The sequence below is a fragment of the Pediococcus pentosaceus genome (assembly GCF_001437285.1).
Taxonomy (GTDB): domain Bacteria; phylum Bacillota; class Bacilli; order Lactobacillales; family Lactobacillaceae; genus Pediococcus; species Pediococcus pentosaceus.
This window is the reverse complement of sequence record NZ_JQBF01000002.1, coordinates 245,742-261,686: the sequence shown is the minus strand read 5'-3', so window position 1 is coordinate 261,686 and position 15,945 is coordinate 245,742. Positions and strand designations below refer to the sequence as shown.

Below are 15,945 nucleotides of genomic sequence, written 5' to 3'. Positions count from 1 at the left end.
TAAGAGATGGCATTTTTTTAGGTTAACTAAAATGTCATCTCTTATTTTGAGTAAAGCCCTGTAGAAGCTACGAAACGGGTAGTCCATCTTTTTAAATTGGGGTATAATTAGCTGGATTCTGACGGTTATTAGAAATTTTATTAATAATTAAGCGGATTTAGTATCATTATTACCATCATTTAGGGATAAATTCGATTGAAATTATAACTGGATTAATGACTGTTATTTGACAATATCGAATATTATGCAATAACATGGTGTCTATAAAATTTTAAATATAACAAGGCAAAGGAGCAACAAATGCCAGCAGCGAAAAAAAACCTTGTGATTGTGGAATCACCATCCAAGGCTAAAACCATTGAAAAATATTTAGGCCGTACCTATAAAGTAGTTGCGAGTCTTGGACATATTCGTGATTTACCAAAGAGTAAGATGGGCGTGGATCTGGAAAATGATTACGAACCCCATTACATCTCTATTCGTGGTAAGGGCGATACTATTAAAAATTTACGTAAAGAAGCTAAAAAAGCTAAAAAAGTTTATCTGGCATCTGATCCCGATCGGGAAGGAGAAGCCATTGCGTGGCACCTTTCATATCTATTAGGGTTGGATCCCAAAGATCAAAATCGAGTGGTTTTTAATGAAATTACTAAAGATGCCGTTAAAAATGCATTCAAAACCCCGCGTAGCATTGATATGACGCTCGTTGATGCTCAACAAGCTCGTCGGATTTTGGATCGTTTAGTCGGGTATTCGATTTCTCCATTACTATGGCAAAAAGTTAAAAAAGGCCTTAGTGCTGGTCGAGTTCAATCAATTGCCTTAAGTTTAATTATTAAACGTGAACAAGAAATCAAGGCGTTTGAACCTGAAGAATATTGGTCAATTGATTCTGAATTTAAAAAAGGACGCTCTAAATTTAAGGCTGCCTTTTATGGCGTGAATAATAAAAAGATGAAGCTGCCTAATAACGATAAGGTTCAGGAAGTATTAAAGAAAATCGACCCTAAGGCTGATTTTGATATTACGGAAGTTAAACGCCGAGAACGCAAACGTTATCCAGCTCCAGCTTTTACAACTAGTTCTATGCAACAAGAAGCAAATAAGACGTTGAATTTTAGAACTCGTAAAACGATGATGGCTGCCCAACAACTTTATGAGGGAATTAACATTGGTAAAGAAGGCACCGTCGGTTTGATTACCTATATGCGAACCGACTCGACTCGTATTTCTGAGGTTGCTAAGCACGAAACTTCTTTATTTATTCATGATGAGTTTGGCGCAGAATATGCTGCTACTAAGCCTCGGAAGGGTAAAATGCCCGAGGGCGCTCAGGATGCCCATGAAGCAATCCGCCCTTCGTCCGTATTGCGGACTCCTGAAAGTATTAAAGAATACCTTAATAAAGATCAATTTAGACTTTATAATTTAATTTGGTCCCGTTTTGTTGCTAGTCAAATGACACCAGAAGTCTCGGATACCATGACGGTTAAGATTGAACAAAATGGAGTTCAATTCCGAGCTAACGGATCAAAGACTAAATTTGAAGGTTTCACAAAAGTTTATAAGACCAATAAAGACAAAGATAACGTTCTTCCAAATCTAGAAGAGGGCGACCAAGTCCAACTGGTTACCAACAACCCGAACCAACATTTCACTCAGCCACCAGCTCGCTATAGTGAAGCTACTTTAATTAAAGCTTTGGAAGAAAATGGGGTAGGTCGTCCTTCTACGTACGCTCCAACCTTAGACACGATTCAAAGGCGCTACTATGTTAAGTTGGAGTCTAAACATTTTGAACCTACTGAACTGGGTGAAATCGTCAATGAAATTATTTATGACTTCTTCCCAGATATCGTTAATATCGATTTTACGGCTGGCTTGGAAAAAGACTTGGATTCGATTGAAGAAGACAAGGAAGACTGGGTGAAAGTCGTTGACCGTTATTACAAACCTTTTGCTAAGGAACTAGCCAAAGCACAGGAACAAATCGAAAAAGTTCAGATTAAAGACGAACTAGCTGGTTTTAATTGTGAAATCTGCGGTTCACCCATGGTAGTCAAAATGGGACGTTACGGTAAGTTCTTCGCTTGCAGCCGTTTCCCAGACTGTCGTAATACCCAAGCAATTGTTAAAGAAATTGGCGTAACCTGTCCTAAGTGTCATCAGGGACAAATTATTGAACGTAAATCTAAACGCGGTCGATTGTTCTATGGTTGCTCTAGGTATCCGGACTGTGACTTTGTGTCATGGGATAAACCAATTGCTCGTGAATGTCCTGTTTGTCATAGCTACTTGATTGAAAAGAAAATTAAAGGCGGCAAACAAATTGTTTGTCCAAATGGTGACTACGAAGAAACACCTCAAAAATAGTTTAAAAAACAAAATATTAATTGACGTTTACCTCTAACATTTGCTACAGTGACAAGTGTTGGAGGTTTTTTTATGGAATTAATTTCACTGTTCAAACAGTATCTTACGGTTGAGCGTCAATATTCAGAGAAAACGGTTACTGCGTATCTAGAAGATATTGACGCATTCCAAAAATTTTTAACTGACACGGGTGATAAAACGGACCTACTTTTAGTAGATCGTTTCGATGTGAATGTTTATATGAGTTATTTATTCGATCGACATTTAGCTCGAACTTCGATTTCGCGAAAAGTATCTGCTTTGCGCTCTTTTTATCGTTTTTTAGTTAAGAATGATTTAGTGGATAAGAATCCGTTTGAATTAGTCCAACTGAAGAAACAATCTGACAAGCTGCCACATTTCTTTTATGAAAAGGAAATGAACATGCTCTTTGAAGCGGTTTACCAAGCGGAAGGTGCCCAAAAGCTACGTAATATTGCGATTTTAGAAGTGCTTTATGGTACGGGGATGCGAGTAAGTGAATGTGCAGCGTTACAATGGTCAGATATTGACTTTTCAATGCAAACTATCCTAGTTCTAGGGAAGGGAAATAAAGAACGTTATGTTCCCTTCGGGCGGTATGCTAAAGAAGCGCTCCAAAATTACCGAAAAAATGAATGGGAGCCTTTTTTGAGTAAATATAAACAAACCCATAATTTTGTTTTTATTAACCATTATGCTAAGCCAATTACCACAACCGGGATTGAATACATTTTGAACCAAGTCATTACCGCCAGCAGCTTAAATGGGAAAATTCATCCCCATATGCTACGCCACAGCTTTGCAACGGCGTTATTAAACAACGGTGCAGATTTGCGGACTGTTCAAGAACTTCTGGGTCATTCCAGTTTATCGACTACTCAAATCTACACGCATGTTACTAAAGAAAAACTACAAGAGAGCTACCGAAAATATTTTCCACGCTCGACTGATGCTTAATTAAAAAGGAGAATACAAATGCCAGTAAAATTTGATGCGACAACCATTATTGCGATTAGTCATAATGGTGAAAATGCCATGGCCGGAGATGGCCAAGTAACAATGGGTGAAAAATTTATTATGAAAGGGACTGCCCGCAAGGTTCGTCGAATTTATGATGGAAAGGTCATTGTTGGTTTTGCCGGAAGTGTTGCTGACGCTTTTAACCTTGAAGAAAAATTTGAAAAGAAGCTTTCTGAATATAGTGGGAATTTACAAAGAGCTTCTGTTGAACTAGCCAAAATTTGGCGTGGTGATCAACAACTTCAAAAATTAGAAGCTATGTTAATTGTTATGGACGAAAAAGAGATGTATCTTGTTTCTGGAAGTGGAGAAGTTATCGCTCCTGATGACGGAATCTTAGCGATTGGTTCAGGCGGTAACTTTGCGCTGGCCGCAGCTAAAGCCCTCAAGAAGCATGCTACGCAAGTCAGTGCAAAAGAAATGGCTAAAACTGCGATTAACGTTGCGGGTGATATTGATATCTTTACGAACCACAACGTTATTGCATTGGATTTCAAGGAGGAAGACTAAATCATGCAGGATAATTTAACACCACAAGAAATCGTTCAAGAATTAGATCAATTTGTAATTGGTCAAAAAAGTGCTAAACGCGCAGTAGCGGTGGCATTACGGAATCGTTACCGTCGCTTACAACTTTCTGGTGATATGCAAGAAGATATTACACCTAAAAATTTATTAATGATTGGACCTACCGGGGTCGGAAAAACTGAAATTGCACGGCGTTTAGCTAAAATCGTTAATGCTCCTTTTGTAAAAGTAGAAGCCACTAAGTTTACTGAAGTAGGTTACGTGGGCCGAGATGTTGAATCAATGGTACGTGATCTAGTCGAAAATGCGGTGCACATCGAAGAAGAAAACTCTTTTAAAGATGTACGAGCAGAAGCTTCTAAGAATGCGGACCGTCGCATTGTAGAACTCCTCGTTCCTGTTCCAACGGATACTCAAAATAAAAACAATGCTGCTGATATTCAAAACATGATGAACATGCTTAATCAATTACAGCAAGGACGTACACCGGATAACTTAAACCAAAGTTCTCAAAAAGTGCCGGATGATATCAAAGAAAAACGGATGAATGTTGCTAGTAAGTTAGCTAAGGGTCTCCTAGAAAATGATATGGTTACCATTGAAATGGACGATCCTAAGCAAAATAACAGTGGCAATATGATGAACCAAATGGGGATCGACTTAGGTGAATCTTTGAATGGCTTAATGCCTAAGAAAAAGATTACAAGAACGGTAGCTGTTCGAGAAGCTCGTGAAATTTTAATCCGCGAAGAATCTGACAAGTTGGTTAACCATGGAGACTTGTATCACGCTGCTATTCAACGAGCCGAAAATACTGGAATTATCTTTATTGATGAAATTGATAAAATTACCGGCTCTGGTCAAAATTCATCTAGTGATGTTTCTCGTCAAGGAGTTCAACGAGATATTCTACCAATCGTTGAAGGTTCCCAAGTAAGTACGAAGTATGGTTTAGTAGACACCAGTCATATTCTATTCATTGGTTCAGGTGCTTTCCATGAAAGTAAACCTAGTGATTTAATCGCAGAACTACAAGGACGTTTTCCGATCCGCGTTGAACTAAACGACTTAACTAAAGAAGACTTTGTTAAGATTCTCACTGAACCTAAGAATGCACTAGTTAAGCAGTATATTGCATTGATTGGAACTGATAATGTGAAGATTACGTTCATGATCGAAGCCATTGAACGCATTGCAGCTATCGCTGAACAAGTAAACCATGAAACCGAAAATATTGGTGCTCGTCGTTTGCATACCATTTTGGAACATCTTCTAGAAGATATCCTTTTTGAAGGTCCTTCAATGGAAATGGGCGAAGTAACGATTACTGAAAAGTATGTCGATGACAAAATCGGTAGCATTGCTCAAAATAAAGATCTGAGTGAGTTTATCTTATAGTAGGAGGATTTCAACCGATGACGGTTACTTTAAAAAATGACTATTTAACAGTCAAAATTAACGAAAAAGGGGCCGAGTTATCCAGTGTTAAGGCTAATGATGGGATTGAATACATTTGGCAAGCCGCCCCTGCAGTATGGGGCCGACATGCCCCAGTGTTATTTCCCTTTGTTGGACGTCTAAAGGATGACCAATTCCAAGTGGAGGATCAAACTTATCCTATGGGTCAACATGGATTTGCGCGGGATATGGATTTTGAAGCAGTTGAACAAGATGATCAACACGTAATTATGGAATTAAATAGCGATGCAGAAACTCTTCAAAAATTTCCATTTGAGTTTAAACTACGTTTGCACTTCACATTAAAGGATCATGAATTGATTGAGCATTACGAAGTAGTTAATCCTGATTCTAAAAAAGATTTATTATTTTCGATTGGCGGGCACCCTGGATTTAATCTAAATCTTGGAGATACCCAAATTCAGATGGAAGATACTCATATTCGAATCGCGCCTAAACAAGTGTATAATCAAATTCCACTTAAGGCACCTTACACGGATCCTAAAAACCCTATCAAGTTTGATGCTACAACTCCGCTTGATTTAACGCATGCGCTCTTTAAAGATGACGCCATCATCTTGGACCTTAAGGGAGAACAAATCACCTTAATGACCGAAAATGAAGTGAATAATCACGGTATTGCGTTTACGGTTGCTAACGCTCCATACCTTGGTATTTGGTCACCATATCCAGCCACTGCTAATTTTGTTTGTTTAGAACCGTGGTGGGGAATTGCTGATACTGTCGATTTCAATGGTGAATTAAAAGATAAGCTTGGTGTAAATCGTTTAGCTGCACAAGAAACATTTAATCAAGAATTTTCAATGTCATTCTTCTAAAAAGAAAACCCCTAAAGGGTCAGGTTCGCGAGTTAGTAAGGCGAAACCTAATCTTTTAGGGGTTTTGTATGTAATTCAAACCGCAGCTACTTATTTTTCTTTCGATAATAGAGTCCAAATGGAACTAAATTTTCATTTCCAGCCAGAATACGTTGGATATTTGTGCGATGACGATATATGATAAAGGTCGTCAATGCTACCGCTACGATGGTTAAAATCCAATCGTGGTAAAAAAGAGAGATAATAACCAGTAGTGGAGAGGACGCGATGCTCGAAAAACTAACCATGCTGGATACGTAAATGAAGAAAATAAAAAGACAGCAGGCAATTAAAAAATAACTAGGATTATAGGCTAGCAACATTCCAGCACTTGTAGCTACCGCTTTTCCGCCACGAAAATGATCGAAAACGGAAAAAGTATGACCTAAGATAGCTCCTAAACCAATAATTAAAGGATTAATTCCCTGTACGTGGAAGACAATCGGTTGCAGAGTGGCGAGCGTTCCTTTTAAAAGATCCATGCACAACACCAAAACGCCAGCCTTTACGCCTAGAACGCGGAAGGTATTAGTGGTCCCAGTGTTACCACTTCCTTCTTGGTGTAAATCTTTGTTAAAATGTTTGGCAACCAGTACTCCAGAAGGGATGGAGCCTAGGAGATAAGCTACAAGTAGCATGATAATAATTTCTATCATGTTCTTTCCTCTTTTCTATAAAAAATCCTGCATATTTTATACATTTGACTTAATTGTAATAAATTACAGTAACAATGCAGTATTATAACATTTATCGAAATGTTTTCATCAGTTTAAAAATAAGTTATGATAATAGTACTGACCTTAAAGGAGTAACATGAATGGCAAAAACAAGTAAAACATCGTATGATGATTCATCCATCCAGGTCTTAGAAGGACTTGAAGCAGTTCGGAAGCGTCCTGGTATGTATATTGGTTCGACCGATGGCCGTGGACTACATCATTTAGTTTACGAAATCGTCGATAACGCCGTAGATGAAGCTCTCGGTGGATATGGAAAAGAAATTAACGTAACAATCCAAGCAGATAACAGCATTACTGTGGTCGATCACGGGCGCGGAATGCCGGTAGGGATGCATAAATCTGGCAAACCTACACCTGAAGTCATTTTTACCGTTTTACATGCAGGTGGAAAATTTGGACAGGGTGGTTATAAGACATCCGGTGGGCTTCATGGTGTGGGTGCTAGTGTTGTTAATGCTCTATCTGAAAAATTAACCGTTGAGATTGTGCGAGACAAAGTTAAATATGAAGAAACTTTCGTTAACGGGGGGCACCCAGTTGGAACCCTAAAAAAAGTTGGTAAAACAACTAACAAAAACGGTACAACTGTCACATTCAAACCTGACAAAGAAATCTTTACAACAACTGTGTTTAACTTCAATACGTTAGCAGTACGATTACGCGAATCGGCGTTCTTACTCCGTGGGGTTAAAATTACTTTAACGGATCGGCGTGAAGGACACGAACAACACGAAGAATACCTTTACGATGAGGGAATTAAGCAATTCGTTGACTATCTTAATGAAGATAAAGATACCCTTGGTAATATCATGTATTTCGATGGTACAAAAAAGGGAATCGAAGTAGAAGTGGCTGGTCAGTACAATGATGGCTATTCTGAAACGATCCTCTCCTTTGTGAATAATGTACGTACTCGTGATGGCGGGACCCATGAGGTCGGGATGCGTTCCGGTTGGACCAAAGCCTTCAATGAATTTGCCCGTAAAATGGGACTGTTAAAAGAAAAAGATAAAAATTTAGAAGGCTCGGATGTGCGAGAAGGTTTGTCTGCAGTTATTTCAGTTCGCATCCCAGAAGAATTATTGGAATTCGAAGGCCAAACCAAAGAAAAATTAGGTACTCCTGAAGCTCGTCCGATTGTGGATGCCATTGTTAGTGAGCAACTGGGCTTTTTCTTGATGGAAAATGGTGAATTTGCCCAACAGTTAGTTCGTAAAGCGATTAATGCTCGTGAGGCCCGAGTAGCGGCACGAAAAGCTCGTGATGAGTCGCGGACCGGAAAACGGAAAAAGAAACAAGAACGTATTTTATCTGGTAAATTAACTCCAGCACAATCTAAAAACTCTAAGAAAAATGAATTATTCTTAGTCGAAGGTGATTCTGCTGGTGGTAGTGCTAAACAGGGACGAAACCGTAAATTCCAAGCCATCTTGCCATTACGGGGAAAGGTTTTGAATACAGAAAAGGCTAAGCTACAAGATATCGTTAAAAATGAAGAAATTAATACCATCATTTATACTATTGGAGCTGGAGTTGGAACGGAATTCAATGTCCAAGATAGTAACTACGATAAAGTAATCATTATGACCGATGCCGATACTGATGGAGCTCATATTCAAACGTTGCTTTTAACTTTCTTCTATAAATATATGCGGCCAATGATTGATGCCGGAAAAATTTACATCGCCTTGCCACCGCTTTATAAGTTACAAAAAGGACTCAATAAGAAGGTTAAAATTGCATACGCTTGGACAGATGAAGAACTCGAAAGTGTCAGCAAACAGATGGGTCGAGGATTCTCCCTCCAACGTTTTAAGGGACTTGGTGAAATGAATGCAGACCAACTCTGGGAAACTACGATGAATCCCGAAACTAGAACCTTAGTCCGAGTTCGTATTGATGATGACACTTTAGCTGAACGTCGGGTAACCACCCTGATGGGCGATAAAGTTGAACCTCGCCGGAAATGGATTGAAAGCAACGTGGCTTTCACGCTTGAAGAGGATGGTAGTATCCTAGACAACGAAGCTGTGAAACATGAGCATGAAGCTGGAGATCCAACCAATACTTCAAATGAAACTTTTGAAGAAATTAAACTTGATATAGAAAACAATTAGAAGGGGAATATGAATGGCTGATAATCAATCTAAAATTCAAGAACTGGCTCTTGAAGATATTATGGGCGATCGTTTTGGACGATATTCAAAATATATCATTCAAGAACGGGCTCTGCCTGACGTCCGAGATGGGTTAAAACCCGTTCAGCGTCGAATCCTCTTTGCAATGAATAAAGACGGTAACACGCATGATAAAGCTTTTAGAAAATCGGCAAAATCAGTCGGTAATGTAATGGGTAATTTTCACCCCCACGGTGATAGTTCAATTTACGAAGCTTTAGTTCGGATGAGTCAGGACTGGAAACTACGAGTTCCATTAATTGAAATGCATGGGAATAATGGATCAATTGATAATGATCCTCCTGCTGCAATGCGTTATACGGAAGCGCGTTTAAGTGAAGCTGCTGAAGAGATGCTAAATGACATTGATAAAGAGACCGTTGATATGGTTTTAAATTTCGATGATACAGAGTATGAACCAACCGTTTTACCAGCACGTTTTCCTAACCTCCTAGTTAACGGAGCAACCGGAATTTCAGCGGGTTACGCTACTGAAATTCCACCACATAATCTGGGTGAAGTTATTGACGCAGTCCTTTATACAATCAAACACCCTAATCCTTCTTTAGAAAAATTAATGGAATTTGTGAAGGGACCTGATTTTCCAACTGGAGGGATTATCCAAGGAATTAATGGATTGAAGCAAGCTTACCGTACCGGAAAAGGACGAGTAGTAGTGCGGTCTAAGACTTCCGTTGAAGAAATTCGTGGTAATAAAAAACAAATCATTGTTTCTGAAATTCCCTATGAAGTTAACAAAGCTTTGTTAGTTAAAAAAATCGATGAAATCCGCGTTATGAAAAAAGTCGATGGAATTGCTGAAATTCGTGATGAATCTGACCGTGATGGACTCTCAATTGCCATTGAACTAAAGAAAGATGTCGACGCTCGTGGAATTCTAAATTACTTGTTTAAGAATACTGATTTACAGGTTTCTTATAACTTCAACATGGTAGCGATTAATAAACTAAGACCTGAACGCATGGGACTCAAAGAAATTATTCAAGCATATGTTGATTTCCAAAAGGAAGTCATTACCAAACGAACAAAATTCAACTTGAAGAAGGCTGAAGACCGTTTGCACATTGTTGCTGGTTTAATTAAAGCTCTTTCGATTTTGGATCAAGTTATTAAAACTATTCGAGGTAGTAAAGATAAGAAGGATGCTAAGCAAAACTTGATTACTAGTTTTAACTTTTCTGAACGACAGGCAGAAGCCATCGTGTCCTTGCAACTTTACCGCTTAACCAATACCGATGTAACGGAGCTTAAAAGTGAAGCTAAGGCACTTAATGATTCAATCGATGAGTTCAATAACATTCTTAATAACCCTAATGAATTATCAAAAGTCTTGTCGGCAGAATTACGTCAAGTTAAAAAACGATATGCCACGCCACGTTTATCTGAAATTCAGGAACATATTGAAGAGTTAGTGGTTGACCGAACCATTACAGTACCAGAAGAACAAGTTATGGTTTTAGTTAGTCAATCGGGTTATTTGAAACGTAGTAGTTTACGTTCCTACAAGGCTTCCGCCGAAGAGGATGGTCTCAAGGAGGGCGATTTTACCGTCTTCAAAAAGGAACTAAATACTTTGGATCATCTAATCATGTTAACTAATAAAGGAAATCTGATTTATCGTCCGGTACATGAAATCATGGAAACCCGCTGGAAGGATACTGGAGAGCATATTTCTCAAGCAATCGGATTAGCAGATGATGAAATAATTCTAAAGGCCTTTGACGTTAAGAACTTCGATGAACCAGTGTCATTCTTGATCGCCACAAGTGATGGTTACATTAAGCGCACGAGTCTCAAAGATTTCAAACCAGGACGTACGTATCGTAAAAAAGCCGCCGTTTATATTAAATTAAAAGCAGCTGATGCTAAAGTGGTCAATGTGGCTAAGCTAACCAGGCAATCGACTAAAGAAACCATTCTTTTGGCCACTCGTAATGGTTATGGATTACGGTATGATTTAATTGAAGTTCCAGAAGTTGGTCCTCGCGCAGCCGGTGTTAAATCGATGGATCTTCGTGAAGATGAAATCGCTAATTTTGTACTAGTAAACGATCATGATCAGATTGGTTTAATTACTAATCGAGGTTCGTTTAAGAAGATGAAGGTTAGTGAAATTAGTGTGACTAGCCGTGCTCGCCGCGGTGTTCAAATTCTAAGAGAACTTAAAAAAGAACCACATCGAGTTGCAGATATTGAAGTGGTCGAATCAGGTGAAGCTTTTGAAGTCCGAACTTCACGAGGATTAATTCATGATATTATTCCACTAGAGCATCCACTAAATGAACGTTACTCCAATGGAAGCTTTTTGGTCGATGTAGATTCAGAAGGTGTACCAGTATCGATGAATTTAAAGGAATTAGATTCTGAAATTTTAAATAATAAATAAATTAAGCAGATTATTACTTGCCCTTTATGAATACTAATATTAGACTTATTATTGGAGATTGTTAGTTCGTTTAGGCTAACTGAAAGGAGTGCTCTAGTATGCAGACAAAAACAGAAAAGATTTTTTCATCTAAAACTTTGTCATATTTTTTAAGACTCACGGATACGATGAGCTACACACAAAGCGCCCAACTTTTAGGAATTACACAGCCCGCCTTAACACAGCAGATTAAAAAACTTGAACATGCCGTAGGTGCGCCATTATTCTACACCCTCGGCAAAAAACTTCGTTTAACTGACGCTGGATACACAATGTTGAATGCTACGCATGAAATCAATCGTATTTTGAACCATGCGACTGATGAGATTCAACAAGCAACAAGTAGCGGACGTGGTGATATTTCGGTTGGGATTTTAGCTTCGCTTGAAACTCGTATTTTTGAAGATTTTATCGCTAACTATTACAATAATGTCCCTGAAATTAATGTAACTGTTCATATGCTCACGCGTTTTGAAATTTGGGAAGGTTTAGAAAGTAACCGATTAGACTTTGCAATTACATATCTTCCGGATGCTAATATCCGTAGTTGGAAGCCTTACCGAGCACGTAAGATTGGAACAGAACGTTTAGTTTTTGTTCATCATGATGAACGTTTGTCAAAAGCACGGGGCGTAAGTTTAAAACGTGCAGCAGCTTTTGATTGGGTATCTTATCCAGAAGGTTATTATTTGGATGACCTTATTACAGAAGTATTTAAGGATGCGATGGTAACTAAACCTAAGAGTGTTGCTTACTTTACAACCCCCGCTCAAATTTTGAGTTTTTCGAATAGCACGGGGATCGCTACGGCATTACCGGAATCTTTTGTGGTAGCCCATCAAGACGAAGCAACTGATGCTTATATAACTAAGTTTGACCCTAAGATTAGCTATGAAATTGGGTTTGTTTACAGAAAAGACAAAGACAAAATTCCACGGATGAACGCCTTTTTGAGTGCCTTCTTTGAATATATGGACGGCGAGAAGTATATTGATAAGGTACGTAACCTAACTACAAAAAAAGATGATTAAAGGAGACTTTTTATAATGAATAAACAACTTGTTTTCGGACATTCTAATCCAGATACAGACGCAATCGTTGCTGCGAAGGCCTTTGCATATTTACAAAATCAATTGGGAGTAGCAGATGCAGAAGCCGTTGCTTTAGGCAATCCTAACCCTGAAACAGCTTTTGTTTTATCACACTTTGATGAAGCAACTCCACGAGTAATCGAAACAGCTGCCAACGAAGTAGATTCAGTTATGCTTGTTGACCATAATGAAAGCCAACAAAGTGTTTCAGATCTTAATCAAGTAACAGTTACTGCAGTCGTTGATCATCATCGGATTGCTAACTTTGAAACTTCACAACCTTTGTTCTACCGTGCTGAACCAGTAGGTTGTACAAGTACAATTTTAACTAAATTATTCCATGAAAATAATGTTGAAATTCCTGCTAAATTAGCTGGATTGATGCTTTCAGCCATTGTTTCTGATACGCTACTCCTTAAGTCACCAACTACAACTGATGATGACCGTAAAGCCCTTGAAGAACTAGCTAAAATTGCTAATATCGACGTAGAAACTTACGGTTTAGAAATGCTTAAGGCCGGAACGGACCTTTCTAGCAAGTCTGAATTAGAATTGGTTGACGGTGACGCTAAGAGCTTTGATATGGGTGGAAAGACAATCCGTATTGGTCAAGTGAACACAGTTGATCTCGATGACGTATTTAGCCGTGAAACTGCACTAGTTAAGACAATGGAAGAAGAAAACCAAAAGAACGGCTATGACATGTTCTTATTACTTGCAACTAACATTCTTTCAAGTGATTCACGCTTACTAGTAGTTGGTGAACCAAAGGATATCGTTGAAAAAGCATTTAACACTGAATTATCAGATCACAACACAGCAGACCTTCCTGGCGTTGTATCACGTAAAAAACAAGTTGTACCTCCTTTAATGGATGCATTTGCATAAGACGAATACTAAAACAGATGGCTTAAGGTCATCTGTTTTTTGTTTCCACTGAAATAGGATTAGATATACTAAAAGTCATAACCTAGGAGTAAATATATAATATGAAATTTGTTATTGCACCAGATTCATTTAAGGGTGGATTAACTGCCAAACAAGCAGCCATCGCAATCCAAAATGGTATTGCTCGGGTTTATCCGAAGGCTGATTACACGTTAGTCCCTATGGCAGATGGGGGAGAAGGAACCGTGCAAGCACTGGTTGATGCTACTAATGGAAAATTAATTACCGAAAAAGTGACTGGTCCATTAGGAGATCCAGTAGAAGCTACATTTGGTATCTTAGGTGATCATAAAACCGCGGTAATTGAGATGTCCCAATCAAGTGGTATTCAATTTATTAATCAAAATACACAAAATCCTTTAATAACTACAACCTATGGAACCGGAGAATTAATTTTAAAGGCTTTAGATTATCATATTTCAAAGCTGATTATTGGAATCGGAGGAAGTGCCACTAATGATGGAGGGGCTGGAATGGCTCAAGCCATCGGGGTCCATTTATTGGATAATAAGCATCATGAAATTGGTCGTGGAGGTGAAGCACTAAAGCATTTAGCTCAAATTGACATGACTGACATTGATCCGCGTTTAGCTAAAGTCCAATTTTTAATCGCTTCAGACGTGACGAATCCTTTAGTTGGTCCAAAGGGAGCATCCGTAGTTTTTGGACCCCAAAAAGGCGCGACGCCGGCAATGATCCGAATTTTAGATGAAAGTCTCACGCATTATGCTGAAATTATTAAACGCGATTTAAATCAAGACTTAGCTAATTATCCTGGAGCAGGTGCAGCTGGGGGGCTAGGTGCGGGCTTACTAGCTTTTACCAACGCATCTATCAAAAAGGGAATTGATATTGTTACAGAATATAGCGGACTTAAGGAACAAGCTCAAGGAGCTGATTTTGTTTTTACCGGTGAAGGTGGTGTTGATTATCAAACGAAGTTTGGTAAAACGCCTTATGGAGTGGCATTGGCAACTAAATCTGTTGCTGCAAGCGCTCCAGTAATTGTAATCACTGGTAATATTGGTGAAGGTATCGATGAATTGTATTCAGATAAAGCAATCGATGCGGTGTTTTCAAGTGTGTCAGGTGTTAAAACTTTAGAGCAAGCATTGATCGATGCTCCGCATGATATTGCCCAAGTTGCTGAGAATATTGCCCGATTAATTAATAAGTTTTAACTTAAGCTTTTATTTTGTAAGCATCTTAATCCCCTAAAAGACATGAATGTTTTATAATCGATGTTATAGGTAAGGGGGAATTTAAATGAATTCAAATAACTGGTCCAAAGCAGAGCTAAAAAAGAAACTGTCTCCTGAAGAATATGAGGTTACACAAAATGCTGCTACTGAACATCCTTTCGCCGGTAAATACGATAATTTTTACCAAAAGGGGATTTACGTTGATGTCGTCAGTGGTGAGCCACTTTTTAGTTCCACCGATAAATATGACGCTCACTGTGGTTGGCCTTCTTTTACCAAGCCTATTGACCCTAAATTAGTGGTTAATCATCGAGATTCTTCTTATGGCATGGAACGAGTGGAAGTCCGCAGCAAGGATGCTAACTCTCACTTAGGACACGTATTTGATGATGGGCCTCTCGATCAAGGTGGAAATCGTTATTGTATCAATTCGGCTGCCCTGAAATTCATTGCATATGACGATTTAGAAGCGCATAATCTAGGTTATTTAAAGAAACTATTTAATTAGGAGCGTGATTTACTTATGGAAGAAACTGCTATTTTTGCCGGTGGGTGTTTTTGGTGCATGGTAGAACCTTTTGAAACTCAACCTGGTATTATCAACGTTGTTTCAGGTTATACAGGAGGGCATGTCGCCAACCCGACCTATGAACAAGTTACTAGTCATACTACTGGACATACAGAAGCTGTTAAAATCACGTATGATCCGGAAATTATTTCGTATCGCCAATTAGTTCAAATCTACTGGCAACAAACTGATCCAACTGATGCAATGGGGCAGTTCCAGGACCGTGGCGATAATTACCGACCAGTAATTTTTGTGAATAGTGCTGAACAGCGTGAAATTGCTGAAAAATCTAGGGAACAATTAGCCAAATCTGAAATGTTTGATGACCCTATTGTTACTAAAATTGAAGATGCTCAACCATTTTATCCAGCTGAAGAAGAACACCAAGAATTTTATAAGAAAAATCCCCTTCGTTACCAAATTCAAGAAGCGGGTGGACGATCAGAATTTCAGAAAAAATATTGGAAATAAAAAAGATGAGAGTTCATTTTAAAT

General features: G+C 38.6%; 13 protein-coding genes. 12 read left to right on the top strand and 1 reads right to left on the bottom strand.

Annotated features, from left to right (window positions below; translation table 11 throughout):
• The first annotated feature begins 300 nt into the window (after positions 1-300).
• The 5 genes from topA to IV86_RS03065 all read left to right on the top strand — a co-directional run bounded on the left by topA (position 301) and on the right by IV86_RS03065 (position 6,239).
• Positions 301-2,373, top strand: a complete 2,073-nt coding sequence (gene topA / locus IV86_RS03085) for a type I DNA topoisomerase (protein WP_002833092.1) — start codon at positions 301-303, stop codon at positions 2,371-2,373.
• 72 nt (positions 2,374-2,445) lie between these two features.
• On the top strand, positions 2,446-3,351 hold the full coding sequence (gene xerC / locus IV86_RS03080; RefSeq protein WP_002833090.1) for a tyrosine recombinase XerC: 906 nt from the start codon (positions 2,446-2,448) through the stop codon (positions 3,349-3,351).
• A gap of 18 nt (positions 3,352-3,369) precedes the next feature.
• Complete coding sequence (gene hslV / locus IV86_RS03075; RefSeq protein WP_002833088.1) at positions 3,370-3,924, top strand: ATP-dependent protease subunit HslV; 555 nt, start codon at positions 3,370-3,372, stop codon at positions 3,922-3,924.
• Positions 3,925-3,927: 3 nt separating this feature from the next.
• Entirely contained in the window at positions 3,928-5,340 is a 1,413-nt protein-coding gene (hslU, locus tag IV86_RS03070) for an ATP-dependent protease ATPase subunit HslU (RefSeq protein ID WP_186823854.1), read from the top strand.
• 17 nt (positions 5,341-5,357) lie between these two features.
• Entirely contained in the window at positions 5,358-6,239 is an 882-nt protein-coding gene (locus IV86_RS03065; protein WP_002833085.1) for an aldose 1-epimerase family protein, read from the top strand.
• An 86-nt stretch (positions 6,240-6,325) separates the two neighbouring features.
• Here the strand turns inward: IV86_RS03065 and plsY are convergent, their stop codons facing one another.
• On the bottom strand, positions 6,326-6,934 hold the full coding sequence (gene plsY / locus IV86_RS03060; protein WP_056979347.1) for a glycerol-3-phosphate 1-O-acyltransferase PlsY: 609 nt from the start codon (positions 6,932-6,934) through the stop codon (positions 6,326-6,328).
• A 161-nt stretch (positions 6,935-7,095) separates the two neighbouring features.
• On the opposite strand from plsY, the gene parE reads away from it, so the two are divergent.
• The 7 genes from parE to msrA all read left to right on the top strand — a co-directional run bounded on the left by parE (position 7,096) and on the right by msrA (position 15,921).
• Positions 7,096-9,135, top strand: coding sequence for a DNA topoisomerase IV subunit B (gene parE, locus IV86_RS03055; protein ID WP_002833083.1), 2,040 nt, complete (start codon positions 7,096-7,098; stop codon positions 9,133-9,135).
• A gap of 13 nt (positions 9,136-9,148) precedes the next feature.
• Complete coding sequence (parC, locus tag IV86_RS03050) at positions 9,149-11,602, top strand: DNA topoisomerase IV subunit A (RefSeq protein ID WP_002833081.1); 2,454 nt, start codon at positions 9,149-9,151, stop codon at positions 11,600-11,602.
• Positions 11,603-11,700: 98 nt separating this feature from the next.
• On the top strand, positions 11,701-12,672 hold the full coding sequence (locus tag IV86_RS03045) for a LysR family transcriptional regulator (RefSeq protein WP_011673370.1): 972 nt from the start codon (positions 11,701-11,703) through the stop codon (positions 12,670-12,672).
• 15 nt (positions 12,673-12,687) lie between these two features.
• Entirely contained in the window at positions 12,688-13,620 is a 933-nt protein-coding gene (locus tag IV86_RS03040) for a manganese-dependent inorganic pyrophosphatase (RefSeq protein WP_002833077.1), read from the top strand.
• Between the two features lie 101 nt (positions 13,621-13,721).
• The gene (locus IV86_RS03035; protein WP_002833076.1) at positions 13,722-14,861 is read left to right on the top strand and encodes a glycerate kinase family protein; all 1,140 of its coding nucleotides are present in this window, start codon (positions 13,722-13,724) and stop codon (positions 14,859-14,861) included.
• 85 nt (positions 14,862-14,946) lie between these two features.
• Positions 14,947-15,390: a peptide-methionine (R)-S-oxide reductase MsrB gene (gene msrB, locus IV86_RS03030; protein ID WP_002833075.1), complete on the top strand. Its 444-nt coding sequence runs from the start codon at positions 14,947-14,949 to the stop codon at positions 15,388-15,390.
• Between the two features lie 15 nt (positions 15,391-15,405).
• Positions 15,406-15,921 (top strand): peptide-methionine (S)-S-oxide reductase MsrA, encoded by a 516-nt coding sequence (msrA, locus tag IV86_RS03025; protein WP_002833074.1) that lies wholly within the window; start codon positions 15,406-15,408, stop codon positions 15,919-15,921.
• Positions 15,922-15,945: the final 24 nt, after the last annotated feature.